Genomic DNA, 26,985 nt, shown 5'->3' with positions numbered 1-26,985 from the left:
CCCCAAGGCCAGCATCTAATCTGATTTACTAACTGCTGATGCTCTTTCATCCTCAATTTGTAGAACTACTCACCTGCGTTGGATTTATGCCTGGGCGCCGTATCAGGATTCTCTAGTTTGGCAATTACCATGGCTTTATGATTGCTTAAAATATTGAAGTAAGTTTTGTGATCAATAATCGTGAGAAAAGACTCGCTGTTAGGGCTTTTATCATTAATATCTCCAAGGCAAAACAGACGGTTGCAGGATGGATCAAAAGCAACCTCTTGCGGTTGTTTATCTAATTGGTACAAGTGGCCATGTATATCTCGGACAATAAAATCTAGGCCTAAGTTGTTTCTGTCAACCTTCAAACAGGTACTCATAGTATTAAGAGTGAGTTACTTAACTTTACAATGCTGTGCTTTGACAATTATGAATTGCTTCGCATCGATAGGTTATGTGAATTCTGTTTTACTTCCTGTCTCTTTGCAGATTTCATTACAAGTTGCATTAGGTTCAAAAAATATATGACGCATTTAGACGCGTGAACTCTTTGTGAACCTGTTTGTGCTTGGTCAGTATGGCCTTCTCTTTTTTATAAGCTGTCCTCCAATGACGCCGTGCATATGATCTGTTGGTTATACGAGGTTTGCTAACGCTGAGAGTAGCAGGCCATCCTACATGCTAATTAACCAGATGCCTCTCTGGCCGATGCAACGGATGCATAGCGCAGCTTACAGGTGTGCCAGATACTTATAGTTTATGCTGATCCCACTAGTAAAATATTAAAGTATAGGGGTTTGAAAACGCGGTGCTCTAGCTTGTGACCATTAAGTTGATCGACCCGCTTTCAGCCTCTGATTAACATTAGTATTGAGCTGATAATGTAGTGACTCCTCAAATGGTAGCTTGCTTCGGCTACGGATAATGGCCCCAACTTGTACCATCATTTCGCCATTCCCGTAGTGATACTCCGGATAATGATAGTGGAACTGCACTATATAAATTCATAATCTTCTACTTCTATTGGGAAGGTGGGATTTTTATTCGCCGATGAATTGCGAAGAAACAAAGCCCATTTTCTTGAGACGCTTGTCACTCTAAGTTATGTGTGGGCTTCGTTTTGTCGGATAATCCAGGTGGTTGAGCGTATTGTATAGTCGGAATGATTGTGCTGATTAGGTGATGTAGTGAAAATGAGGGGGATAAAATAAAAGGACTGATTATGATAACAAAGATAGGTAAGTGGTTCAGTGGAGTACTATTTCTGGGGGTTGTGGCAGTTTCAATCTTCGCTGTCAACGCCATTTATTTTAAACCTTGGTCTATCAACATTTTTTTGAAAGGGCATTTTTTAAGATCTAAGGAGTCAGTCCAGAAAATCTCACTATGTACGGTATTCTTGAGAAATTTGGGTTAGATGAGCGCAATGCACATCTCGATGATGTGTCTGATAAAGAGCAGCAACGTAAATTACTGAAAGCATAAAAATGCGACCTGGGTAATTACAAGTCTCGCTGCTTCCCTGTAATACGTGCACTTATAAACAAAGGTAATTTTACCATTTCTGAGGTGGTAGCAAGCACAAATATATCTCAGCTGGCAGTAATTCAAGTTATGAAGAGTGTGATTAAGCAAAGATTGGTACGAGTGTCATTAGGTGAAGATGCGAGAGAGTGAAAAATTCGGTTGATTCGCAAAGGTAGCGCTTTATTACCTGGGTTTAAGGCCGTAATGGATGGCCACATTGGAAGCTGAGAAATCCCTTAATGCCGCGCTTTCGGTGTCCCTTCCTGAGTTGCTTGGCAATGCAATTAGAGTATTGGAAAAGTGATCTTATCTGGCCCGGATGCAGCAAGGCATCTTGATGAAAGATGGGGATGATTGATCAATGTGAAAATAAAATTCACTCGCCAAGCATCTGCAATAATTATATAGGGTGACTTTTTGTGACACTTAAGGTGGCATTAAAGAATAAATTGTAGTTCTACCACTAAAGTTTCAAAATTTCTGAAGGTTAATCTGCCTGGGGTGAGATTAACCTTGTTGCTATTTATAAGTTTTCCTTCAGCTGCACTTTTTTGGAATGTTCTTTATCAACGGAATGGTAGTTGAAAACTAGTACTGTATTTAAGAAATGTAATTTTCTGTAAGAATGAATTTGGCGACTTGGTTGTAAAAGTTGCTTATATTCTTGTGTGCCTCCAAATCTTGTGGTTTCTCTCTGTGAGTATTCAAGGTTTTGTGGTTTTGAAGTTAAATATGTTTTCAGTGGGAGGTGTTTGGAGGGTATTTATTATTTTACAGATGTTTTTGATAAGTTTGGATTAGATTCTGATGTTTGTCAGTGTTTTATCTAGATAAATTATAATAACTTGGTTTGATAAATGTTTACTTATATTCGTAATTTATTTGTACTGCAGCTAGTTTTTGCTAGTGCAGTTGCATATGGAGATTACCTGGATGGTCCTAGTGTGGATACTGACGGGAACTTTTCTTTGGAGTATATGCCGGTAGATGCTTCATTTTCCTTGAGTCGAACATATTTGAAAGAGTATAAAAACGGTAACTATGTACGAACTCTCTCCCTGAATTCATGGGGAACGTCAAATAAATTTGTTTCGATATCTGGGCTTTCTGCTGGTACCTATCATTATGAATACTGGCATGAGTTTGAGGAGTGTATCCCAGACGACGATTTTAACCGGACTGCTTTGAGAGCTCCCGAGCTATGTAGGGGGGATACTATAGAGTATGAAACTGTCATCGCCACACATACTGTTAATGTGGTAACTCAGTTGCCAGTGCCTTCCAGTATTAGTTATACCTCTTTCGATAGTGATGGAACCTACCCGATTAGCTGGTCCTCAGTTACTCACGCAAGCAAGTATGAGCTTTACCGCAGCCTGAATGGTGGTTCTTGGAATAGAGTTTATAGCTCATCAGGGACTAGCTTCCCTGAAAGCAGCCGTTCCAATGGCAACTACCAGTATCGTGTACGCGCTTGTGTTTCTAACATATGTAGTGGTTACAAGACCGGCGGAACTATGAAGGTAGAGCATACTCCATCGGTTCCATCTTCCATCAGTGTACCCAGCTATACACCCTCTAGCAGTGCAAATCTAAGCTGGTCTGCCAGTAGCGGGGCCACTCGTTATGAATTACAGCAACGTAAGGATAATGGAAGCTGGTCGGGTAATATTTATTCTGGTTCATCTACCAGTACAACGATTTCTTCCCTGAGCCATGGTAGTACTTACCGCTTTAGAGTGCGGACCTGTAATACCACTTGCTCTGGCTATCGAGAAAGTAAAGATTTAGAAGTCTATTTCCGTCCTGGTGTACCAACACCTAAATTAAATACCACCACCAGCCTCGATGGTAAATATACTGTCAGCTGGAATACCAAGCAGTTTGCCACCAGTTATCAGTTGGTCGATGGCAGTGGCTCCACTCTGTACAATGGTTCTGGTTTAAGTAAGAGTTTCTCTGGTGTTAGCAATGGCTCTTATAGCTATAAGGTTCGCGCTTGTAATGCCAAGGGCACTTGCTCCAACTACTCCTCGTTAGTAACAGTTAAAGTCGATCGCGCTGTTGGTGTACCCGTAGCCTCAGCTTCGCCAACCAACAGCTGGGATGGCAAGGTCAAGCTTAGCTGGAGCGAAGTTAAAAAAGGCGGTCTTACCGTTGAATATCAAGTGGTAGACAGTGCAAATAAGCAGCTTTATCGTGGCACTGCACGCAGCTACCAGCTGAGTAACTTGCAAGACGGGCGCCACTGCTACCGGGTACGTGCACTGACCTCAACAGATCAGTCCAACTATTCACCGGAAGCTTGCGCCACCGTAGCGTTGCTGAAGCCACCTATAGCGCCTAGTTATATCACTGTACCTTCCTCTACTGGCGAAGCTTATACCGTGAGCTGGCCATCAGTTGCCGAAACTGATAGTTATCTGCTGCAGCAACGTATGAATAATGGCAGCTGGAAAACCGTGTATAACGGTGCTGGCAACAGCTATAAATACAATGCCTCTCCATTAGTATTCGGTACGCACGATTATCGTGTACAGGCCGTGAACAAAGCGGGCTCTTCCGACTTTAGTAATACCTTTACGGTAACGATGGAGCTGGATCCCACGGTACAGATACGCAAGCAGCTGTACTACAACGAAGCCGATCAGGTACCTGCGGCCCAGGAAAATCCTGCCCAGGGTATTTTCTCCCGGGATAGAGCGGCCTTCCGCTACCTGGACCTGATGTATATCGTTGATACCAACACCAATACGGTGATTAATCCTTATGCCAGTGGTGAAGCCACGGTTGAATTTTCCAGCCTATATGACACTGCCGAGCGTAACCGCGCTACAGAGGTAGAAGCGTTTATTTTTGAGCAGCTCACTCATCATCCCAACAATGAAAACCTGCAACGTTTCACGCTGGATGTTTACTACGATCGCGCGGTAGCGGAAATGATCCTGGCTAATGAAGCCCTGGATAATGCCCGTATTAGCCGCCTGCGTAACGAAGCGGTAGAGGTCGAAGTTGGTCATATAGAAACTGCACACCAGTTGTTGAAGGATGCCCTGGAGCAGTACAACTCCCTGCTGACCTATGCACCGGAGTTTTTAGCACAATGGGGTCCCTCCCGTGGTCAAATTAGCCCCCGCTACTACGACCCCAACGACCTGGCACAAAAAGATGTAACCCCAGCAGAATTACTGTTCACCGGTTACAAAGATGTCACCATGCTCTATCAGCTGATGAGCAAATTGGCTTCTACTAAAGTGCAGCAAGCGCGTCTGGCCGTCGTTGCCGGACAGACCAATACCACCCTGCTGGCACAAATGGTTGACGAGATGAATACGCTGCGCAGTGAGTTGATTGCTAAAGAGCAATCATTGCGTGCGATCTTTCCGAATGTCGACTTTACCCAGGTGCAAGGTTTCTCCGGCCTGCCTGAAGCTGTATCCGAATGGAATACCCATATCAGCGATTTGGAAAACTCAGTGAGCTGGCTCACTGGAGAAACCAATATTCTGGGTCTGCCCCAGGATGCTGTGTTGCTGGTACAGGGCTACGGTATTGATGGCAACACCGTGTTTGACTCCTTCGATGCACTGAGTGACTTTCTGGGCAACGAAAACAGTGGCCCTATTGCCACAGCGCAAAACAGTTTGGTAGCAGCAAAAACCAGCTATGAGAACTATCGCCACAGCGCCGATAAGCTCGCTACGGAATATACCGATCGTCACCAGCAACTGGGCAACTGGTTGTACAGCTTGCTGGGCCTGGAATTCCCGAGTAATTGTTTTAACCAAGACTGCATCATTATTGAAGAGTCTGCGCAGCAAGGTAGTGAAATTGCGCTACAGGCGAAAAACATCGAGCTCGCGGAAATTGCGCTGAGTAATAATTTGCAGCGTATGGAAAATCTGCTGGATACGATTCAAATCGAAATTGAGCGACGCGCGGAAGAAGAGGGTATCGTCGACGGCATGTCGAAGATCATCCTGGATTATGGCTCCAAGCAGGAATCCATTTCGAAGCAGATCACCAATATTCGTGAAGAAGCGGAGAAATCCAGAAAGCGGGGTGGCTTCCTGAAAGTGGTGGGTGGCGCGATCAAAGCGTATTTCACCGGGGATACAAGCACTATGAAGCAGGGTATTGGTCAGGTAGTTTCCAGCCATAAGAATCTCAAGAGTATTAAAGAGATTGGTAAACTGGAGGCGCTGAGCATTCGCCTGGGCGCAGAGGAGCGAGCGAAGCTGAATGACAGCACGAATAAACTGCTTGATGTGGAAAGCCGTGCACGTGTGCGCACCATGTGGCTGGAAGCGAATACCATCGCTCTGGATATTGCCCAGGCAGAAGCGACCGTAGAGCAGGAAGTTGAGCGCCTGATCGGTATGCTTAATCAGGCACAGCGGGTTATGAGCCAGATGTTCACCACCAACGCTAACCTGGCAGAGCGTTATTTTGCTGACCCGATTCACGCCAGTCGCCTGACTACAGAAATGCTGCGTGCGGAACGTCACTTTGAAGAAGCGCAGAAATGGTTGTTCTACACGGTTAGTGCACTAGAGTACAAGTGGCAGGAGCCTTTTGTTGGTCCCAGTAGTGGATATAGGAAAGAGGCTATTTATGGCTTGCGTAATGCTGAGGAGCTGAGGGATTTCCACAGTGAGATGTTGTCTTTCGATCAGTTGCGTGACCTGAATGGCACTCAGCAGGCAACGGATAAATTCTCGCTTAAGGACGATGTGTTCGGTTATGTGGATCTTATCAGTGGTATCACGCAAAGCTATCCACACCCTGATCCTGAGCAGCAGAATGGCTCTTTGTTAAGCTCTGAGAAAGCTTTTCAGGAAAAACTGCGTTTGTTATCGCGTTCTGTCCGTGAAGACATTTGGGTAACTGTGGAATTTAGTACTGCGAAGGAGTTACCACGCAGTACTTTCTTCAAGGGGCCTGTAATTGCGGACGATGATGATCTGACTTGCTTGGCAGCCGGAGGTACATACCTGGATAAAATTGAGACTATTGGACTCAATATTCCAGTCAAGTATAGCCTTATTAATGAAACTGAAGTGCCAGCGTTCTTAACCTATGGAGGTACCAGCTTCCTACGTAGTAAAACGCCAGGTACTTTGGTGGACAACGAAGGTGATGTGGACATTCAAGGTGAGTTTATTACCCATAGTCCTCGTTTCTGGGATACCGGGGAAGGTAGCAATTTAGCCTTCCGTGATAGCTATCGCGTATTTATGTCTGCAAATCTGGATACGTTTAACACCGGTTCTGGCTCCAATTCCACGATTACTAGCGTCTTCAAGGAGCGCAGTGTAGCCGCAACAGGTTGGCGCTTATCGATTCAATTGAAAGATCGGTTTGGTCAGCTTGTCGATATTGATGCAATTAAGGATATTGAGCTGATCTTCAATCATCGCTATAAGTCAAGAAATTTTGATACCTGTGGTGATGATGACGGCGGCCCGCTGTTATTACTGAAGCAGCCAGTAACTCACTAATTCTAACTTCAAAAAATAGAGAACTTATTTGGCAATCCAGTGGCATTTATGCTGCTGGGTTGTTGCTCTATTTTGGGGGTTATTTCTTTATCACCGAACCTCGCCGGTTTTATTCGTAAAGAAAAAATTATTAAGTTCTTAAAGTGTTTTTTATAAAGCACTTCTCTCTAAAACAAGGATGCTTATGCTGCGCAATTTATTGCTTTCTTGCTGCATGGTTGTGTCATCTACGGCTGCTGTTGCCGCCAATGAACACACCGCTTTGCAAGCGCCCGTTCTCAATCTGCCGACAGGCCCGGGCAGTATCTCCGGACTCGGTGAGGCTTTCACCCCTAATTTAAATACCGGCACCAGTTCGCGCCTAGTGAACTTGGCTGTGCCCCCTGGGCGTAATGGACTGGCTCCGGATGTATCACTGGAATACAACAGCGGGTTTGGTAATGGGCTATTGGGACTGGGGCATAAACTGGTTATTCCCTATATCCAGCGTCAAACCGACAAGGGCCTGCCTAATTATTCAGAGTGGGGCCAGACTGATCGGCAGGATAACGACCGCGATGGTCGCATCGATGAGTTTGATGAGTTTGATACGTTTATCAATCACCTGGGCGAAGAATTAGTTCTGGTGGAAGACGGTGTTTATCGCACCAAAAATGCCAGCGATTTTGCTCGCTACGAGCGCCTGTCGAAGGGTTGGCTGGTGACTCAATCCAACGGCCTGCGTTGGTATTTGGGGCAAGACTCTAATAGCCGAGTCAGTGGCAACAACGGCACATCGGTATTCTCCTGGTATCTAGAGGCGGTAGAAGATACCCATGGCAATCGTATCGACTATCAATATCGCAAGTTGGATGATGGTGTTCAGATTTATCTGGACAGGATTCAATATAATACGAATGGCGATATGGCGGTGCAGTTTCACTATGAAGACCGCCCTGACATCCTAACAAATTATAAAGCGGGCTTTGAGATTAAAACCGCTTATCGCTTGCAACGCGTGGAAACACAATTTGCCGGGCGCCACTTACGTAAATACGAATTTTCCTATCAGCCGCTAACGGAATGGCAAAGCCTCTCTTTGTTACAGGAAGTCCATTCCAGTGCAGGCGAGGGCGAATCTACGGTAACCCTGCCACCAGTGCGCTATGGCTACACCCACTACCAGCAGGATCAGGTGTTTATGTCACCGATGCCGGCTGCGAGTCAGGTACCACTGAATAACCCCGACGTTGCCTTCTTGGATATTAACCGCGATGGACTGCCGGATATTATTAACACCGCACCGAATAAAGACAGCTACTGGCTCAACCTAGGTCCAGGGGACGATGGCCTGCCGCAATGGCAGAACTATCGCGAAATGAGTACTTTTTCCTATAGCCGAATTTCTAATCCCGCCGTTACCTGGGCTGATATCGATGGTGACGGGCTGGTTAATATGCTGCAGTACAATTCCGGCAGTATTGATTACTTCCACTTGGATGAAACGCATAATTGGCAGTATAGCGGGGCACTCAATCGCCTGTATATTCCCCTGGACAGTCCAAACGTTGAAATGGTGGATATCAATAACGATAAGCGCATTGACGTTTTTACAACCTCTGCTAGCACTAATGGGAAGGTTACATCTCATATAGTGCAGTTGAACCACCCCGATGGCTGGTCGCAGCCCATCGAATTACCGATACCTGCAGATAGCCAGAGAGTGCGTTTGGGTGATCCCAATGTCTTTCTCCGGGATATGAACGGAGATGGTCTGCCTGATCTGGTTTGGGTCAGCAATGGCTACGCGGCTTACTACGCTAACCGTGGCCTGCAGGGTTTTGCTCCCGCAGTAGTGTTTGCCAATAGTCCCGATACGTTACACAACCTCAAGAATGTTCGTGTTACTGATATCAATGCCGACGGCCGTGCGGATCTAATTTACCTCAATGGCACTCAGGTATCGCTATGGTTGAACCAGGGCCTGGATACCAAGCAACATCAGCTGGCAAAGTTTAGTCAGCCACAATTAATTCAAGCCCAGGGAAATGTATCCGCCGAAGAAGTGCGCCTGGTCGATATTAATGGTAACGGCTCTACGGATATTGTTTGGTACAGCCCCGGTCGCGGTGCTAATACTTTTTATTTCGCAGAGCTATTCCCCAATGAGCAACCGAATCAGCTAAAAACGATCGACAATGGCCTGGGTGCATTGACGACCCTGGAGTACGGCTCTGTTGTCGAGGAGATGGTGAGAGACCGCGAGGGTAACAGCCCCTGGTCGCAGGGTATCCCTGTGGCAATGCAGGTACTTAAGCGCGTTGTTGTGGATGATGGCCGCGGTGGTGAACAGCAAACCACCGAGATGGATTACTGGGACGGCTTTTACGATGCTGCCGATAAAGAATTCCAGGGCTTTGCACACAGTGAAGAGCGCCGCGTGGGCGATGCCAGTACCCCGACACTGGCAACCCGCTACGAATTCCACCTGGGCCAAAAAGCCGATGGCACCGAACAGGAAGCCCTACAGGGCAAGATCAAACAAATAGAAACCCGCGATGCCTTCGGCGGAATTTTCTGGCGCGAGGAAAATCAGTGGGAGTTGCGCCAACTGCTGTCTGGTTATGCCGAGGAAAGCCGCAAAGTCGAGTTTGCGGCTATGACCGAACGCCAGCAGCATATGCTGGAGCGGGGCAGTGGTACCCCCGTGACCCTTGCCTGGGAGTATGACTACGATAATTACGGCAATACCACTTATATCAAAGAGCTGGGCCGTACCGATGGCAACTGGCAGGATGAGCGTATTACCCAATTGCGCTTCAGTGCGGAATCCGCCTCTGCACAGGGCCACTGGTTCCTGCACCTACCGCTAGAGCGCAAGGTTACCGACCTATCGGGCCGCGCTGTGGCCAAAGAGCAGTGGTTCTACGATGATGAAAGTTTCTCCGCTGGTAATTTAGGCGCGATCTCCAAGGGCAACCTGACCCTGCGTCGACTCTGGCACGATGCTGAGAGTGCAGATGCCTATGTTGCCGCAGAGCGTCACCACTACGATGCTTTTGGCAACCGCATCCAAAGTTATGACCCCCTGTGGGATGCCAACACAGGCCACCAAACCAAAGTCACTTACGACTCGCAATATCACACCTTCCCAACAGAAGTGGGTTTGCATACCGGCAGCCGCTGGCTCACCGCTCGTGCGGGTTATGACAAGGGCCTCGGTGTACTTACCGACTACACCGACTTTAACGGGCAGCAGACTCAATATGGTTACGATAGCCATGGACGCCTCACCGCCATGGCCAAGCCAGGGGACAGCCTGCAACTCCCCACGGTCGAGTACGATTACCAACTGGCGCAGATGGTAGATGGTCACCGTATCAGCTGGGTAGAGACTCGCCAGCGCGAGCGGAGTGGTGCTAGCGGTACCATCGACAGCCGCCGTTTTTACGACGGTCTGGGCCGCACCCTGATGGTGCGCAGTGAAGCCGAGCAACCGGGACAGGTTGTGGTCAGCGATCACAGTAACTTTAATGCGCGCGGCCAAGTAGTGCAGACCGCACTGCCTTACTTTGCCCAGGGGCTCGCCTATCGCGCTAATGATAAAGGTCAGCACCACCGACAATATCTTTACGACGCCCAAGGGCGTACCCAGGAGGTTTATCAGCCCTATACCGCGCAAAGTGGGGAAAGTGTCTTCAATCGCATCACCTATTTGCCCATGGCACAGGTGCTGGAAGATGAAGAGCAAACTCGTGCGAACAGTGTTCACCATGGCGCCGCCAAAAAACTGGTGTTTGATGGCCTGCAAACGGCGCAGGGTGAATACCGCCTGAGGCAAGTGGATGAAATTGTTGGAGCCAATACCCAGGGCGGCATCGGTGGTGCCACCTGGTCCACCTATTACGACTACGACCTCAATAATAATTTTACCCGCCTGCAGGATGCACAAAATAATGTGCGCACCATGCACTACGACGACCTGGGGCGCATGCGCTTCTTGGACGACCCCAACCGCGGACAGCGCTGGCAGTACTTTGACGATGCCGGCAACCTACTGGCCACCCGCGATGCCCTGGGGCAGGAGCGGCACTATCGCTACGATGGCGCCAACCGCCTCTTTGCCGAGTATCAATTATCACCGCGAGGAGAAGCTCCCAGCGGCGCAAATTGGCAACCGGGCTTGCAGCTGGGCTCTACTTCACCGGTAGTCAGCTACCAGTACGACCAGCGCGGCGAAGAGGGCGGTGCCTTCCTGCTTGGGCGCCTGGCCAAAGTGATCGACCAAGCCGGCTTTGAACAGTGGAGTTATGACGCGCGCGGCAGAGTCGTACAGCGCCAGCGCAAGATCACCGGCCCACAAATTGACAGCCCTCTCTACACCACGCGCTTCGCCTATGACAGCGCCGGGCGTATGACACAGCAGTTCTACCCCGACAATAGCCGGGTGAACTTCGAATACAACACCCGCGGCCTGCTCGAGCGCATCCCGGGAGTGGTGGAGCGTCTGGACTATACCGCCAATGGTGTTTTACAGCACCAAGGGTTGGCCAATGGTGTTGAAACTGATTGGGGCTTTGACGAGCGCCAGCGACTGGCCGGCTTGCGCACCCAGCGCAGCGGGGACGCCCTGCCACTGCAACAGTGGGATTACCGTTTTGATGCCGTCTCCAATGTACTCGGTATCGATGATAAACGCCCCAGCGACGCCCTCGCCGCAATGGCTGCCGAACTCGGCGCAACCAGTGCCCAGGCAGCCTCCCTGGCAAAAAATATTGTCTACAGCTACGACGATGTCTATCGCCTGACCGGCGTTGCCGACGATATCGAGCAGGTTTATTACAGCTACGACAAAATCGGCAACCTGCTGCAAGTGGGTCGCGCGAGTGTCGACCTGGCAGATATGGCCACTGCTGGAAATACCCAGATCACAGATCTGCGTTACGGCGGCAGCAATGACAATAATAACAACGGCGCCTCCAACCGCAGCAGCCGTGGCAGCCTGCCCGGCCCCCAAGCGTTGAGCTGGGCCCAAGGCCTGATTGAATACGATGACAACGGTAATCGTACGCAAGCCGGTGACCAGACCTACCACTGGGACCACGACCAGCGCCTGACTTACGCCGGTAATCAGCAAGCCGCTGACCAGTACGGTTATGACTTTAAACACCAGCGCCGCTTTAAAATCACCGAACGTGCAGGCGGAGCCCGCAGCGTCACCCTGTATATCGACGGAGATAGTGAAGTACGTGATGGCAAATTACTGAAGTACATCAGTGTTGGTCAGAAACGTATTGCCCGCAGTGACCAGAGTGGGGAAGTGTTCACGCCGACTGAGTATTACCTGCACACGCACGTAGGTTCTACCGACCTGACCCTGGATAAGGCTGGCAAGATCGTTAATGCCTTTACCTATAAGTCTTACGGCGAGCTGGAAAATGTCTTCGGCGATAGTACCGCAGCACCTTACCGCTATGCGGGTAAAGAGTTGGATAAGTCTACAGGGTTAGGCTACTTCGAACGACGTTACCTGCAGTCTGATTTTGGTACCTTTATCAGCCCGGATCCGGTGCTAAACCACTCGGGACGTTTTACGGATCCACAGCGTTGGACACCTTATCGTTATGCGCGGAATAACCCGATTAATTATGTGGATCCGAAAGGGGAATGGGTTGTTGGTGTTGGGGATGGTGGTCCTGGATCTCCAAATATCTGCGGCGCGACTTCATGTGGTGTTGGATCAAACGGTGATGACAATCTTTCTACTCTACCGTCACATTTAAATCCTCCATCAATTAAAAATGATTTAGAGTATGTACAAAAAACCAAAGTTTCTCTAGGGTTTAGTGATGTTGCTGGAGGTTTGGCGCAGCATGCGTATGTCCTTGTGGAAGGCCCTGATGGACAGGAATGGGCTATAAGGGGGGGGCCCTCTAGTGGTGGAGGTTCTTCAGGAGGACCTTCTGTTGTAAGTGCTGAAGGTAGTAGTACTGGTAGTGCGTCCTCTGGAAAGTTTGGAAATTTAACTGTCCATAAAGGAGCGGAAGCTTTAGCTATTGAAAGGATAAGTCCATCTGTAGGAACTCAGTTGGTGGGATATTTTGATAGTTACGATAATGTTGTTAGCACATTATCGGCATACGGAGATTCTGTTAATGCTGCAAAGATATCGTATATGCCGTTATCTACTAATTCCAATTCATTTGCTTTTGGAGCCGTTGAGAAGCTGACAGGGTCTCGTCCTCAGAGTAATTTCAAGACTCCTGGGAGTCAGGCAGCCCTTAAAGTGAAATAGAGGATAGGAAGATGATACGAAAAATTAAAAAAATATCCATCGCCCTAATTGCGCTTGTGTCCATTGCTTCATTATGTTTTGCAATGTCGCCAGGAGGAAAAACCGTGGGTAAAAAAATTAACGAAAGTGATATTGGTGTGAATATAAAGCAGGGGATGTCGTTAGTCGAGGTGAAGTCTTATTTGGACGAGAACTCGGTTAAATATTTTGTTGAACAAAAGGGAAATATTATACAGTTAGCCTTTACTATTGATGACGGTAGTAAAGGAAGTGGTCTAAGTGCGGTTGAGAAGTATATTCTTTTTACGGTGAAATTCGGTGATGACTCCCTTGTTTATCAGGTTGAAAAGCAAAAGGCTTATAAGGGATTGTAGTTAATTGATTTTTTGAAGCCCAGCATTGCGCTGGGTTTTTGCTGTTCACTAGTCAATACCAAGCCCCCTTCATAACCCAGCCCTTCACAGGCGAATCAACCTCAAATCCCACTTGGATTAACCAATGCTCTTAAGATAAATCTTACCGATGAGTGTACGCTGGTGGCAGTTCTGGCTCAGTTGGTAAGAGTGGCAAACCTCCCTGACTTTGAGCTAACGTTGTTAGTTTTTGATTTGTGGCAGGTATTCGCCAGACGTATACTTCTCGTTAGTCATAAGAACCTCACTACAATTTTTTGGTTGAAAGCTATAAGTCAATAAAGAATGATAATTCTGTTTCTATGCTTGATGTTTATAACCTGGAGGTCTCTCAACTTGAAAATCTTTCAGATTTTAAGGGAGTTAAGGTTGATGAAGTTGATATGGCCCAAGTAAGGTGGGGGATTTCTTAGTTAATGATTTTGAGTCAATGCATTTGATGGCGGTGATTAGTATAGAGGGAGGGTGATCTCTAATTTATAAAGGTGATTTTTTGCTGAGTTCTGGGTCTACGAAGTTGGATTTCGAAAATCTAAAAATCTATAGAGTATGTGGGCTCTATGGATAGGGGGGTTGTAATAATTGAACAGTGAGATTGTTTGGTAAAGTTTGTCAAAAAAATGGTTGGGTGATTTTTGAATTAACCTTTTACCATTTAAATAATGGTGGAAGCAAGCTGCCCAAGTTTCTTTGGGGTTTGTTTGATGGTTTTTTGTTGCGATTGGCGTGACTGTTTTGAATCTCGCTAGTTTTTAATAGTTTTGGTCTCAATTGTTTTGTGTGGCTGGGTATTCGGGGGGGATCTATTTGCAATGTTTGATGGCCCATATTTTTATAATGACTGGGCTGGATTGATTTAGGTTAAACAGGATGCATCCATTATAAAAAATAGGGGGTCGCGGGTTTTGATGAGGGTGCCTAAACTGAAAAGAAAAACCAAAGATAAATTCTATGGTACATACTAATGGCCGCATCATCAATCACAAGGCTGGAATGCTCAATCTGACTTAAGAACTCGGTAAAATCACCAAAGCTTGCAAGATGTTTGATGTATCGAGAGGCACTTTCTATCGGCACAAGGAAGCTGTTTTAAGCGGCGGCGTGGATGCATTTCTTGAGAAAAATCGGCGGGTACCTAACCACAAATCGAGTTGATACTGCCATCGAAGAGGCCCTATTGACCTATACCCTGCAAGAGCCTGCCCATGGAAAAGTTTAGGGATCTAATGACCTACGTAAATGTGGTGTATTTGTATCTCACAATGGTATTCGAAGCATCTGGTAATGGCATATCCTGGTCAACTTTAAATTGCGATTAAAAGCGCTTAAGGCCAAGTTGGCTAAAGAGGGGATGATACTCACCGAGTTACAAGTTCAGGCTTTAGAGTGAAAGTGGCATGATGAAGTCTGGAGGGTGTTTAAAACTCTGTGTCAGCCAGGAAGCTATAAGTTGCCTCGTCCCTAGGAGTTTACATAGATATTTCAATGTACCTCCTATTTTGTATTGAAGAGGGCATTATGCCCGCTTCAATACATCACTTTCTGTGAGTGACTCTTTTGTAGTAATTCCATTTCTACAGCCTGTTGGGGGAGGTTCCACATGAGCGAAACCTCATTATTGGTATCTATAATCTTCTCTATATGTATTTCGTTACGCCCAGCTCACTAAATAAGAAATATTCTCAAAGTCACCAGATGGCGTGATTGGAGTCAGTTAATGCTATGACTCACAGCGGCTTACCACCACAATGCACCGCCGGTCTGATATTCGATAATGCGGGTTTCAAAAAAGTTTTTCTCTTTGCGCAGATCCATAATCTCAGAAATCCACTGGAACGGGTTTAACACGTTAGGGAATTGTTCTTTGGGGCCTTGCTGGCTGGGTGACGGTTAGCGATACACTGGAAGAAGCTACTAGGTGAGAGCGAGAGCCGGGCCTCGCTCTGCAAAAAAGTTAATGAGTTATTTGTTGCGGGGACTTGGCAGGTTCCACTTGAAATAGACTCCGAGGGGGCAAGGTGTATTGCAATAAATGTTAAGTCAGGGGGTGGAGAGGTAAGAAAAGCCTTTTTATGCTTTTGTTTTAAACTATTCAGGGTTTAGATAAAAAAAACGGGCTGAAAGCCCGTTTTCAATACTTCTCTTCCTGTGAGCGACTACTTTTTCCTTTTGTAGTAATTCACTGGCCGGAAGCCTCTCTTACCACTGCAGCGCGCCGCCGGTCTGATATTCGATAACGCGGGTTTCAAAGAAGTTTTTCTCTTTGCGCAGGTCCATAATCTCAGACATCCACGGGAATGGGTTCTGTGCGCCTGGGAACTGCTCTTTCAGGCCCAGCTGGCTAAGGCGGCGGTTGGCGATAAACTGGAGGTATTCCTCCATCATATTCGCGTTCATGCCGAGTACGCCGCGGGGCATGGTGTCGCGGGCGTAGGCCACTTCGAGTTCCATACCTTCGAGAATCATCTGGGTCACTTCCTGCTGGAATTCTGCCGTCCACAGGTGTGGGTTTTCCAGCTTGATCTGGTTGATCACGTCGATGCCGAAGTTCAGGTGCATAGACTCGTCGCGCAGGATGTACTGGAACTGCTCGGCAACACCGGTCATTTTGTTGCGGCGGCCCATGGACAGGATCTGGCTGAAACCACAGTAGAAGAAGATACCCTCGGTAACGGCATAGAAGGCGATCAGATTGCGCAGCAGCTCCTGGTCGGATTCAACGGTGCCGGTTTTGAAGTTGGGGTCGCCGATGGCCTGGGTGTGGGACAGGCTCCAGGCTGCTTTTTTGGCAACGGCGGGCACTTCGCGGTACATATTGAAGACTTCGCCTTCATCCATGCCCAGGGATTCTACACAGTACTGGTAGGCGTGGGTGTGGATGGCTTCTTCGAAAGACTGGCGTAGCAGGTACTGGCGGCACTCCGGGTTGGTGATATGGCGGTAGATAGCCAGTACCAGGTTGTTGGCAACCAGGGAGTCTGCAGTGGAGAAATAGCCCAGGGAGTATTCCACGATGCGACGCTCGTCCTCGGTCAGACCGTTGGGGTCTTTCCACATGGACACGTCTTTGTTCATGTTGATTTCCTGGGGCATCCAGTGGTTGGCGCAGCCATCCAGGTATTTTTGCCAGGCCCAGTCGTATTTAAAGGGGACCAGCTGGTTGAGGTCCGCACGGCAGTTGATAATACGCTTTTCATCGACCTGGATGCGGGCTGCACCCATTTCCAGTTCTTCCAGGCCGGGCGCCGGGTCCAGGCTGGCAACGGCTGCACGTGCAGCCTCAACAGCGGCGGAGCCATTTTTCGTGGTGGAGCTCGCTGGAGTTTCCGCAGAGTAAGAAGCGCTGGGCTCTTGTACGGATTTCGCCTGGGGCTCCGCTGCGGTCTGCGCCTTAACGGCTTTTTCGGGTTGTTGGGGCTTTGTCTCGAAATCGTCCCAGCTCAGCATAGTCGGCCCTTTTAATCGGTCTCGTTATCGGAAATTCGATATTAATTTCTGTGTTCTTCCTGGCGCTACATTCGCAGAGCGAGGCCAGGGGTGCTATTCCGGAATTTTCCGGCAGTGGTCAATCGCTGCAGGTATTTTTACCCCAGCGGGGCACAAAGTTTCTGTGCCAGATCAATTATCACTTTGCTTTTAGCCAAAATTTATTTTTGGGTTTTCACCGCACGGCTGTGAGGTTTGTGGCAAAGTTTTTTTCGTAGTTTTCATGCGCCGCACCTTTGTGCGGGTTACTGAAAACGCAGTTGGGGAAAAACGCAGACGATCCCCGGCCCGAAAATTCCTCCCGGTGTTTGCATACCGGGTGGGCCGGGGTCGTTGCGCATGGTCATGCCCGCACTTGCGGTTACGACGCTCTCCCCCGAGAGTGAGTACAGGCCCCAGGAGGGGCCAAATTTTTACTGACAGGCTTCGCAGTCTGGATCGTCCAGAGAGCAAGCCTGCGGCACTGCAGCCGGTGCGGGTGCAGCCTGTTCTACAGGCGCTGCTGCTGCGGCGGCACCATTGCTGCTGCCGTGGGCGCTTACCGCGTTCAGGGTGCCGCTGTTTACAGTGGATTTCTCTGTGGTAGTGGCAGCCAGGGCACGCAGGTAGTAAGTGGTTTTCAGGCCGCGGAACCAAGCCATGCGATAGGTCAGGTCCAGCTTCTTGCCGTCGGCGCCGGCAATATACAGGTTCAGGGACTGAGCCTGGTCGATCCACTTCTGGCGACGGCTGGCAGCGTCCACAATCCAACGCGGTTCCACTTCAAACGCGGTGCGGTATTTTGCTTTCAGGTCTTCTGGTACGCGATCGATTTTCTGTACAGAACCCTCGTAGTATTTCAGGTCGTTAACCATGACCTGGTCCCACAGGCCGCGATCTTTCAGATCGTGTACCAGGTAGGGGTTCACTACGGTGAATTCGCCGGACAGGTTCGATTTCACATACAGGTTTTGATAAGTCGGTTCGATCGACTGGGAAACCCCGGTGATATTGGCAATGGTCGCGGTAGGGGCGATCGCCATCACGTTGGAGTTGCGCATACCCTGGGCTTTTACTTTTTCGCGCAGGCCGTTCCAGTCCAGAGTGGAGCTGGTGTCCTGATCGATAAATTGCTGGCCGCGCTGCTCAGCCAGGATTTGGATGGAATCCAGTGGCAGAACACCTTTGCTCCACAGGGAGCCTTCGTAGGTCTGGTACTTGCCGCGCTCGGCAGCTAGGTCGCTGGAAGCGGAGATGGCTTCGAAGCTGATGGCTTCCATGGTGTTGTCAGCGAAGGCTACGGCTTCATCGCTGGCGTAGGCGATGCCGGCTTTGTACAGCGCGTCCTGGAAGCCCATCAGGCCCATGCCCACAGGGCGGTGACGCATGTTGGACTGACGTGCACTTTCAACCGCGTAGTAGTTAATGTCGATAACGTTATCGAGCATACGTACCGCGGTTTTTACGGTATTGGCCAGTTTGGTGCGGTCGAGTTCACCGTTTTCACCAATGTGTTGAGCCAGGTTGACAGAGCCCAGGTTACATACGGCGATTTCGTCGTCGGCCTTGGTGTTGAGCGTGATCTCGGTGCACAGGTTGGAGCTGTGTACCACACCGGCGTGCTGTTGTGGGCTGCGCAGGTTGCAGCTGTCTTTAAAGGTGATCCAGGGGTGGCCGGTTTCGAACAGCATGCCCAGCATCTTGCGCCACAGGTCGAGAGCGCGGATTTTCTTAAACAGACGCAGCTTGCCTTCGGCAGCCAGTTGCTCGTAGTGGTTGTAGCGCTCTTCAAAGGCGGTGCCGAACAGGTCGTGCAGGTCTGGGCAATCGGCCGGGGAGAAGAGGGTCCACTCTTTGTCTTCGAACACGCGCTTCATAAACAGGTCGGGGACCCAGTTGGCGGTGTTCATATCGTGGGTACGGCGGCGGTCGTCACCGGTGTTTTTGCGCAGCTCGAGGAATTCCTCGATATCCAGGTGCCAGGTTTCCAGGTAGGCACACACAGCGCCTTTGCGCTTACCGCCCTGGTTGACGGCTACTGCGGTGTCATTGGCCACTTTCAGGAAGGGCACAACACCTTGGGACTTGCCATTGGTGCCTTTGATATAGGAACCGAGGGAGCGCACCGGCGTCCAGTCGTTGCCGAGGCCGCCGGCCCACTTGGACAACATGGCGTTGTCGCGGATAGCACCGTAAATACCGTGCAGGTCGTCCGGTACTGTAGTCAGGTAGCAGGAGGACAGCTGCGGGCGCAGGGTGCCGGCGTTGAACAGGGTCGGGGTGGAGCTCATGTAGTCGAAAGAACTCAACAGGTTGTAGAACTCTACCGCGCGCTCGTTCTTGTTTTCTTCGTTAATGCTGAGGCCCATAGCGACACGCATAAAGAAAATCTGCGGCAGCTCGAAACGAATATCGTCACTGTGCAGGAAGTAGCGGTCGTACAGGGTCTGCAGGCCCAGGTAGGTAAACTGGTGATCGCGCTCGCCTTTTAAAGCTCCGCCGAGTTTTTCCAGGTCGAAGGTGGCCAGGGCGGGGTCCAGCAGGTCCAGCTCGATACCCTTCTTCACGTAAGCGGGCAGAGTGGAAGCGTAGAGTTTTTCCATCTCGTGCTGGGTGGCGCGCTCGGCGATATCGAGGAAGCGCAGGGCTTCGGAGCGCAGCTTGTCCAGCAGCAGGCTGGCTGTGGCGTAAGTGTAATTTGGCTCTTTTTCAACCAGAGTACGCGCAGTAATTACCAGGGCGGTATTGATATCGTTTTCGGAGACGCCGTCGTAAAGGTTCTTCAGGGCCTCGCTGAGGATGGCCTCGGCTTTGACGTCTTTCAGACCTTCACAGGCTTCGCTGACAACAGTGCGCAGGCGCTCCATATCCAGGGGAACGAGGCTGTCGTCGTCGAGTTTAACGCGGATGCTGGGGTGCGCATCGACAGCCTGTTCGGTTTGACTGGCACTTTTTTCTTTTTCTGCACGCAGGCGTGCGTGCTCTTCGCGGTAGAGTACGTAGTCGCGGGCAACCTTGTGTTCACCGGCGCGCATCAGGGCCAGTTCCACCTGGTCCTGAATTTCCTCGATATGGATAGTGCCACCAGAGGGCATGCGACGCTTGAAGGTGGCGCTGATCTGACCAACCAGCTCCTCGACTTGCTCGTGTACACGGCTGGACGCAGCGGCGGTGCCGCCTTCAACAGCGAGAAAGGCCTTGGTAACGGCAACGGAAATTTTGCCATCGTCGTAGGGGACAACGGTACCATTGCGCTTGATGACGCGGATCTGGCCCGGTGCGGTGGCGGCCAGAGTGGTGCCGTCAGTAGCCTGGTCGCTGGTTGTGCCTGATTTTGCCGCAGGCACGGTTTGAGAGCGCCCTGTCTCTGTGTGCATGTAAATCTCCGAAAGGTTTGTATTGTTGTCTGTCCGCGTGTGTTCACCAGAACAGCGCCACTGGACTGCGTGGCATGTGCGGAGCGAGTCCATCGCTTGGCCAGTGATTCCTCCCACACCGTGAAGGCACTGGAAACAGGCGGCTCGGTGGCCGGCATTCAATTAAGCTTTGCCGGCTGCTGCCTGTGGCGGATCATTCCTTTCCGCCCGCTTACCTCTGATTCTGCTTTGAAAAAAGCAGCGTCTGGCACCGGCCGCCAAAAAGTGTGGCGGAGTGCCGGGATTCGCCCCTAGATTTGGGGATGCTCAAGGTCCCTTACCCCAATATATAGGGGGTATGCCTCGAGCGCGCTACAAGATAATGCGGTAGGCGGGTCAGTTCAAGCCGAATAACTTTGTGGTTGTTTGTGGATAAATTGTGGGTAGGCGTGTTGAGTCAGTAGCCACTTCTGCGGCAGGTCCCGCCACAGCTGGGCTGCATGGCATTTATCAGTGAAGGGAGAAGGGTAATACAAGCTCTTACAATTTTTTTTAATAGCCGGGGCGTTCTAAATTAACAACGGCAATAACCATTTGCGAATGTGCGCAATTTGAGCAAGTTGGTACTAAGATGATCAGTTTTGTGGCGTGATTTTTTTGTTGCAACATGCCTGGTTATTATTTGTTCATCCGTATTGTTTCGTCTGAACCTGTATTTTGATGCCACGAAAAAAGTGCGTGGTCGTTTTTTATACGGATGTCAGTTGGTGGAGGGGTGGTAGGGCGGAGGATGGGCCAGTCGACAGGTTGTAAATAACGCCATCGACCGACGCATAAAAAACCTTACTGGCTGTGCTCCTGTAAAAACTCCATGAGTGCTTTCTGTGCATGTAGGCGATTTTCCGCCTCGTCCCACACCTTGGAAATACGCTCGTCCTCCAGTAATTCGGCGCTGACTTCCTCACCGCGGTGCGCTGGCAGACAATGCATGAAAATTGCGTTTTCGTTAGCGTGGCTCATCAGCTCGTGATTCACTTGGTAGCGGTCGAAGGCTTCGCTGCGGGCTTGTTGTTCTGTCTCCTGGCCCATGGAAGCCCATACATCGGTACTGACCCAGTCGGCATCGCGCACGGCCTCCATAGGGTTATGCACAACTTTTACCCGATCGCCGGCGGCAGCGACAATATCGGCATCTGGAGCATATCCTTGGGGGCAAGAGATACGTAGTTCAAAGTCGCAAAGCCGCGCCGCATTGATATAGGAGTGACACATATTGTTGCCGTCGCCCACCCAGGCCACCACTTTGCCCGCGGGGCTGCCGCGGTGTTCGACGAAAGTCTGGATATCGGCGAGCAGCTGGCATGGGTGGTAACTGTCAGATAAAGCATTGATTACGGGCACTCGTGAGTGGGCTGCGAAGCGCTCCACATTTTGATGGCCGAAGGTGCGGATCATCACCATGTCGACCATGCGGGAGATGACTCGGGCACTGTCCTCGATGGGTTCACCGCGCCCCAGCTGAGTATCCCGCGGCGATAGGAATAGGGCGCTGCCACCCATCTGCGCCATGCCAGCTTCAAAAGAGACACGGGTGCGGGTGGAAGACTTTTCAAAAATCATCCCCAGCACTTTGCCGCGAAAAAGGTCGGTAGTAATGCCCTGGTTGCGTAAGGTTTTTAATTCGATAGCGCGCTCGATAATTTGTTTTAGCTCCTCTGCGGAGAGATCCATTAAGGTGAGGAAATGCCTGGTCGCCATAAATTGTTCTCCTTTGAGTGCTTCAGACTGCCTGCGGGGTAAATTGTTGAATCAGAGTGCTGACATCGTCAGCCAGTTGCTGGCACTCCTCGTCAGTAAGGGTGAGTGGAGGCAGTAGCCGCACCACATTGCCGGAGGTGACGTTGATCAGCAACGCCTGCTCCCTAGCCCGTTCGACGAGCTCAGCGCAAGGGTGGTTGAGCTCAATACCGATCATCAGACCCTGTCCGCGAATATCCACTACCCCAGGGCAATCACCCAGTCGCATGCGCAGGGAGTGTAGTAATTGTTCGCCCAGTTTTTCTGCGCGCTCGATTAACCACTCGCCCTGAAGAGTCTCCAGCACTGCAAGACCGGCACGGCAAGCGAGAGGGTTGCCGCCGAAGGTCGAACCGTGGCTGCCAGCGGTGAAAAGGCCGGCAGCCTTGCCGCGGGCGAGACAGGCGCCGATAGGGACACCATTGCCGAGCCCTTTGGCGGTGGTTAATACATCCGGCACTATGTCGGCGTGCTGGTAGGCAAACATTCTGCCGCTGCGACCGTTGCCGGTCTGGATCTCATCCAACATTAACAGCCAGTTGTGTCGATCGCAGAGTGTACGAAGTTGTTTTAGGTAATCGGTATCTGGTACGCGGACACCGCCTTCCCCTTGTATTGGTTCCACCAGTATGGCGACGATATCGCTGTGCTGTTGTGCCAGGTTTTCAATGGCTTGCACATCGTTGAAAGGCACCCGCAAAAAACCCTCGGGTAAGGGGGCGAAGCCCTGTTGTGCCTTTTCATTGCCTGTTGCCGTAAGCGTGGCGAGTGTTCGCCCATGGAAAGCGCCCTCCATAACCACAATTTGCGGTGTCACCAGCCCGCGCTCATTACCGAGTTTACGCGCTAGCTTGATAGCGGCCTCATTGGCCTCAGCACCGGAGTTGGAGAAAAATACATTATCCATACCCGATAGGAATACGAGCCGGTCGGCCAACTGCTGTTGGGGAGGAATGTTGTACAGGTTGGATACATGCAGCAGGGTGTTGGCCTGCTCCTGTAGGGCTTCGGTGACTTTTGGATGGCAGTGGCCAAGACCGCAGACGGCGATACCGGAAATAGCGTCCAGGTAGCGGTGGCCGCGATCATCCCACACGTAGTTTCCCTCGCCGCGGACCAGGGTCAGGGTCCTTTCGCCATAGTTGTGCATCAGTGTGTGGGGGGGCACTGAGACGCCTCCTTATTTAATCGTTGGGTTTGTTTAATAGAAGCTATTTCCGCAGATAATTCTGTTTGGTGTATTTTAATCTGCAAATTATATCGTTGAACTAATGCTAACACAGCCTTTGCGGCGTGTGGGCCATCTATTTGATTTCTCTTTGTAAAGGATGGGGCCATTGGGGAGTGGTGCGCATTTTTTGGCTATGCACTGCTGCGGGTACTTATTCCCCCCTGCGCTGAGGTACAATGGCCGACCGTGCGCAATGGCTGGGTGCCGATGCGATACACGTTAATAAATTTGCTTCCACCACCTGAGGTTTCTCACGCTTATGGATACACTGGAGAACATCAAACAGCAGATTGCTGACAACGACATTCTGCTCTACATGAAAGGTAGCCCCAACGCGCCCCAGTGCGGCTTTTCCATGCGCGCCTCCCAGGCGATGATGGCCTGCGGTAAGCGCTTTGCTTATGTGGATATCCTGGCTAATCCAGATATTCGCGCTGAATTGCCCAAGTATGCCAATTGGCCGACTTTCCCTCAGCTTTGGGTGAAGGGTGAGTTGGTCGGCGGTTGCGACATCATTATGGAAATGTATGAAAATGGTGAGCTGAAAACCCTGATCGATGAGGCATCGGCGGAGAGTGAAGGCGAAGGTTAATTTTCGTTTTTGCTTCGATGTATCTGCCTGGTGAAAGCGGCAGTACATGGTTGAGAATAAAAAAACCGCAGTTGAAACTGCGGTTTTTTTATACCTGTTAAGGTTGTTCTAATTACTTGCCAGAGTGGCCGGCTGCAGTTTCCATTTGAGTTTGCAGGTAGTTTTGAATGCCCACTTTGTCAATCAGTTCGAGCTGTGTCTCCAGCCAGTCGACATGCTCTTCTTCGGAATCGAGAATTTTTTCCAGTAATTCACGGCTGCCGTAATCGCGTACCGATTCACAGTAGGCGATGGCTTCGCGCAGATCGGGAATTGCTTTGGATTCAATCTTCAAGTCGCACTTGAGCATTTCCTCGGTATTCTCACCGATCATCAATTTGCCCAGGTGCTGCAGATTGGGGATACCCTCAAGGAACAGGATACGCTCGATCAGCCAATCGGCGTGTTTCATTTCATCGATGGATTCGTGGTATTCCTGTTTGCCTAGCTCTTTTAAACCCCAGTTGTCGTACATGCGCGCATGCAGAAAATACTGGTTGATAGCTACCAGCTCATTGCCCAGTACTTTATTTAAATGTTCGATAACCTTGGGATCGCCTTTCATAGCTTTTGCTCCTGTGGCCCTGCGAGCTAGATAACACCCTCAGAGAATTCCTATTTGTTGGTTACTTGAAATAAGTAGCAATAAAAAGTCACTAAATTGTGTTAGTCACTTATGTCTGCAGCTGACCGATTTCCCACAATTTATTTTAGGGTGATAGCTGCAATCCGGGCCGAGTTTGCGTTGCGATTTGCGGCAAGTCAAGAAGAAGTTGTTAGCTGCGGAATGCAGAAAAAACACGGTTTTTAACACGAATTTGGCCGAAAATAGCAACGAAAATGATTCTTGTTTAGGTTGCAGTGTCAGCTGGCGAGCTTTTTCTGAATAGCGGATATTATTTGCTGAATTTCAGTGGAGTCGGTTTCACTCTTAATAAAGTTTTTATTGTCGTTGGCCAGACGTTGCAGATAATTAAATAGTGCAGCCTTGTCTTTTTCCCTTTGGCAAACTTCGGCGAGATGTTCCAGTGCGTTGAGTAAGTGGCGCATAAAAACGCCATTGGCGCGGCCGTGTTCGACGATTTCATCCAGTGAAGCATCAAGCAGCTGAGCAAATTCCAATTTGCAGCTGATTAGGCGTAAAGCTCCGCTGGAGTCAGTAAAACAATTCGCCGGTTCCGGTCTTTGCAGCACAGTACCCAGCCCCTCAATGAGGCGGTCAACACAGGAATAAGCTGTGAAAGGATCATTAATACCGGGGGATAGTGCACGTACTGCAATCTGTGATAACTGGCGCACTGAAAAAACAATGTCCTGCTCGGCAGTGGGCAATGCGCCAATTTGTAGGGCGGACTGCAGTGGTGGAATTATCTTTTCAGGGTTGTCGCCCTGATAAATTCTGCCGATGTGTCCCCAGTGATGCACATAGGAGCCTGGGTGACAATGGACCTGCACACAGCAATTAAATTTTTCCGCAATGGCAATCATTTTTTCCCGATCGATGATTTGTATATAGCCCCCGCGGGGAGTGGGTAAGGGGATCCACCCAGGCCCCAATGCCAGGCGCTCAGTATCGAAGTGCTCGCCGCGTTTGGGCTCTGTTGAGCTTGGGTATTCACGGTTTATTGCCTGGTGGAATTCCAGGTTGATCTGGTGGGCGATGTTATCCACTTGGATGGATTGCGCCACGTTGTGGATGAAATAAACGAGGTAGCCGACGCTGATTAGAGTGAGCAGTAAAGCGACTTGGATAGCAAAGCCATAGGTAGTGATTTCCCCAGTGCTACCCTCAATACCGCGCATTGTGACCAGTGCATAGACATAAGTTGAGAGAAAGATCCCGAGGGACCCCTGGGTACTGCGATCGCGGATAAAGTTTCTTACCAGGTGAGGGCCAAATTGGTTGGAGGCAAGGGTTAGGGCCACCACAGTAATTGAGAATACAGTACCGGCAACTGTAATAGTCGAACCGGCAATTACCGAGAGCAAGGCGCGTGCGCTGTTAACGTCGGTCATATGCAGCCAGTCGAGAGTGGCGATATGGCCTGTTTCAAATACAGGCAGTGCGCTTAAAAGGGCGTCCAGCTGACGCATCAGGTAGGCGAGCAGCAACGCCGACAGAATCATCACGAGTGGCACACTCCAAAAGCTGGAGCGAAGCCGTTCATAGAAGTGTAAGAGGTGCTTCTTCATGGGCAAAGCTGAGCACATTGATGTGCACCCAGCTTAGCGCACCGAGTGTGATTGCCAGGAGTCTAGGGAAAGCTGCAGGGGTAGGGCTTTAAGTATAACTGGCCGCCATTCATGGCAATCTATTCGTGCGCGGCGGCCAAAAAGAGAGCTTAGCTGGCGGAGTAAAACAGTCCGCTGGTGGCAGAGGAAATCATTCCGGTACCCAGGGTTTCACTGATAATTTCCTTGGTCTGCTCGGCGCAGCGACCGCACTGGGAAGAAACTCCGAGCTGGCGTCTTAAGGCCTTCACTGAGGTGGAGCCATCGTAGACAGCCTCTTTGATTTGGCGGTCGGTTATACCTTTACAGATACATACATACATCGTGGTGGGCTCTGCTCGATTTCTGTTCAATACTAGACTGATGTGAATCCTATTGCAATTGAGAATGAGTGTCAATAAGATTCCAGAAAGATCAAAAAGCGACCTCTATGTTTCTTTTTTATGCGAATTATCGGTTGTTTTTTCCTAATTTGAGGCCTGGTTCACGCATAGCTTTTCCGCTATCAGGCTCATTAAAAAAATTTATGGGCCTGCAATAAGTGGATGTGTATCATAGCGGCCCACTATCAAT

14 protein-coding genes and 1 pseudogene are annotated in these 26,985 nt (G+C 49.8%); 6 read left to right on the top strand and 9 right to left on the bottom strand.

All coding sequences use genetic code 11. From position 1 onward, the window contains the following. Window positions 1-65: 65 nt before the first annotated feature. Window positions 66-353 carry a metallophosphoesterase family protein gene (locus tag ACJJIB_RS16765; RefSeq protein ID WP_444886909.1) on the bottom strand — a complete coding sequence of 96 codons (288 nt, stop codon included), beginning with the start codon at window positions 351-353 and terminating at the stop codon, window positions 66-68. Window positions 354-2,369: 2,016 nt separating this feature from the next. Here ACJJIB_RS16765 and ACJJIB_RS16760 point away from each other — a divergent pair. From ACJJIB_RS16760 to ACJJIB_RS16745, 4 genes are all read left to right on the top strand, one after another. After that, a complete protein-coding gene (locus tag ACJJIB_RS16760; protein WP_444886908.1) occupies window positions 2,370-7,013 on the top strand; it encodes a fibronectin type III domain-containing protein in 4,644 nt (1,547 codons plus the stop codon). Between the two features lie 184 nt (window positions 7,014-7,197). Further along, window positions 7,198-13,287 (top strand): toxin TcdB middle/N-terminal domain-containing protein, encoded by a 6,090-nt coding sequence (locus ACJJIB_RS16755; RefSeq protein ID WP_444886907.1) that lies wholly within the window; start codon window positions 7,198-7,200, stop codon window positions 13,285-13,287. 11 nt (window positions 13,288-13,298) lie between these two features. Beyond that, window positions 13,299-13,661 (top strand): hypothetical protein, encoded by a 363-nt coding sequence (locus tag ACJJIB_RS16750; protein ID WP_444886906.1) that lies wholly within the window; start codon window positions 13,299-13,301, stop codon window positions 13,659-13,661. A 1,080-nt stretch (window positions 13,662-14,741) separates the two neighbouring features. After that, complete coding sequence (locus ACJJIB_RS16745; protein ID WP_444886905.1) at window positions 14,742-14,855, top strand: hypothetical protein; 114 nt, start codon at window positions 14,742-14,744, stop codon at window positions 14,853-14,855. Between the two features lie 582 nt (window positions 14,856-15,437). On the opposite strand, the pseudogene ACJJIB_RS16740 reads toward ACJJIB_RS16745, so the two are convergent. The 3 genes and pseudogenes from ACJJIB_RS16740 to ACJJIB_RS16730 form a co-directional block, all read right to left on the bottom strand. Continuing rightward, window positions 15,438-15,581, bottom strand: a pseudogene (locus ACJJIB_RS16740) (ribonucleotide-diphosphate reductase subunit beta); the annotation flags it as partial. Window positions 15,582-15,899: 318 nt separating this feature from the next. Next, a complete protein-coding gene (locus tag ACJJIB_RS16735; RefSeq protein WP_252082869.1) occupies window positions 15,900-17,147 on the bottom strand; it encodes a ribonucleotide-diphosphate reductase subunit beta in 1,248 nt (415 codons plus the stop codon). A gap of 452 nt (window positions 17,148-17,599) precedes the next feature. Continuing rightward, window positions 17,600-20,542 (bottom strand): ribonucleoside-diphosphate reductase subunit alpha, encoded by a 2,943-nt coding sequence (locus ACJJIB_RS16730; RefSeq protein WP_444886904.1) that lies wholly within the window; start codon window positions 20,540-20,542, stop codon window positions 17,600-17,602. 39 nt (window positions 20,543-20,581) lie between these two features. Between ACJJIB_RS16730 and ACJJIB_RS16725 the strand changes: the two genes are divergently transcribed. Then, complete coding sequence (locus ACJJIB_RS16725; RefSeq protein WP_444884105.1) at window positions 20,582-20,836, top strand: hypothetical protein; 255 nt, start codon at window positions 20,582-20,584, stop codon at window positions 20,834-20,836. A gap of 528 nt (window positions 20,837-21,364) precedes the next feature. On the opposite strand, the gene argF is transcribed toward ACJJIB_RS16725, so the two are convergent. Further along, window positions 21,365-22,279: an ornithine carbamoyltransferase gene (gene argF / locus ACJJIB_RS16720; protein WP_444886903.1), complete on the bottom strand. Its 915-nt coding sequence runs from the start codon at window positions 22,277-22,279 to the stop codon at window positions 21,365-21,367. A 22-nt stretch (window positions 22,280-22,301) separates the two neighbouring features. Next, entirely contained in the window at window positions 22,302-23,486 is a 1,185-nt protein-coding gene (locus ACJJIB_RS16715; protein WP_444886902.1) for an acetylornithine transaminase, read from the bottom strand. 322 nt (window positions 23,487-23,808) lie between these two features. Between ACJJIB_RS16715 and grxD the strand changes: the two genes are divergently transcribed. Further along, window positions 23,809-24,141 (top strand): Grx4 family monothiol glutaredoxin, encoded by a 333-nt coding sequence (gene grxD / locus ACJJIB_RS16710; RefSeq protein ID WP_444884108.1) that lies wholly within the window; start codon window positions 23,809-23,811, stop codon window positions 24,139-24,141. A 112-nt stretch (window positions 24,142-24,253) separates the two neighbouring features. On the opposite strand, the gene bfr is transcribed toward grxD, so the two are convergent. From bfr to ACJJIB_RS16695, 3 genes are all read right to left on the bottom strand, one after another. Then, window positions 24,254-24,745: a bacterioferritin gene (bfr, locus tag ACJJIB_RS16705; RefSeq protein WP_252082861.1), complete on the bottom strand. Its 492-nt coding sequence runs from the start codon at window positions 24,743-24,745 to the stop codon at window positions 24,254-24,256. 299 nt (window positions 24,746-25,044) lie between these two features. Next, entirely contained in the window at window positions 25,045-26,373 is a 1,329-nt protein-coding gene (locus tag ACJJIB_RS16700; protein WP_444886901.1) for a DUF2254 domain-containing protein, read from the bottom strand. Between the two features lie 149 nt (window positions 26,374-26,522). After that, window positions 26,523-26,765, bottom strand: coding sequence for a bacterioferritin-associated ferredoxin (locus ACJJIB_RS16695; protein ID WP_435583619.1), 243 nt, complete (start codon window positions 26,763-26,765; stop codon window positions 26,523-26,525). Between the last annotated feature and the right edge of the window lie 220 nt (window positions 26,766-26,985).

It is taken from the genome of Microbulbifer mixtoriginis (SeqCode) (genome assembly GCF_052467705.1).
The sequence above is the reverse complement of the archived record's forward strand: the minus strand, read 5'-3'. Positions and strand labels throughout refer to the sequence as shown.

Excerpts from the sequence above, each read along its gene's own strand:
- ACJJIB_RS16760 (WP_444886908.1), top strand. The coding sequence starts at position 2,370 with ATGTTTACTTATATTCGTAATTTATTTGTACTGCAGCTAGTTTTTGCT.
- ACJJIB_RS16755 (WP_444886907.1), top strand. The coding sequence starts at position 7,198 with ATGCTGCGCAATTTATTGCTTTCTTGCTGCATGGTTGTGTCATCTACG.
- ACJJIB_RS16750 (WP_444886906.1), top strand. The coding sequence starts at position 13,299 with ATGATACGAAAAATTAAAAAAATATCCATCGCCCTAATTGCGCTTGTG.
- ACJJIB_RS16745 (WP_444886905.1), top strand. The coding sequence starts at position 14,742 with ATGTTTGATGTATCGAGAGGCACTTTCTATCGGCACAAGGAAGCTGTT.
- ACJJIB_RS16735 (WP_252082869.1), bottom strand. The coding sequence starts at position 17,147 with ATGCTGAGCTGGGACGATTTCGAGACAAAGCCCCAACAACCCGAAAAA.
- ACJJIB_RS16730 (WP_444886904.1), bottom strand. The coding sequence starts at position 20,542 with ATGCACACAGAGACAGGGCGCTCTCAAACCGTGCCTGCGGCAAAATCA.
- argF (WP_444886903.1), bottom strand. The coding sequence starts at position 22,279 with ATGGCGACCAGGCATTTCCTCACCTTAATGGATCTCTCCGCAGAGGAG.
- grxD (WP_444884108.1), top strand. The coding sequence starts at position 23,809 with ATGGATACACTGGAGAACATCAAACAGCAGATTGCTGACAACGACATT.
- bfr (WP_252082861.1), bottom strand. The coding sequence starts at position 24,745 with ATGAAAGGCGATCCCAAGGTTATCGAACATTTAAATAAAGTACTGGGC.
- ACJJIB_RS16700 (WP_444886901.1), bottom strand. The coding sequence starts at position 26,373 with ATGAAGAAGCACCTCTTACACTTCTATGAACGGCTTCGCTCCAGCTTT.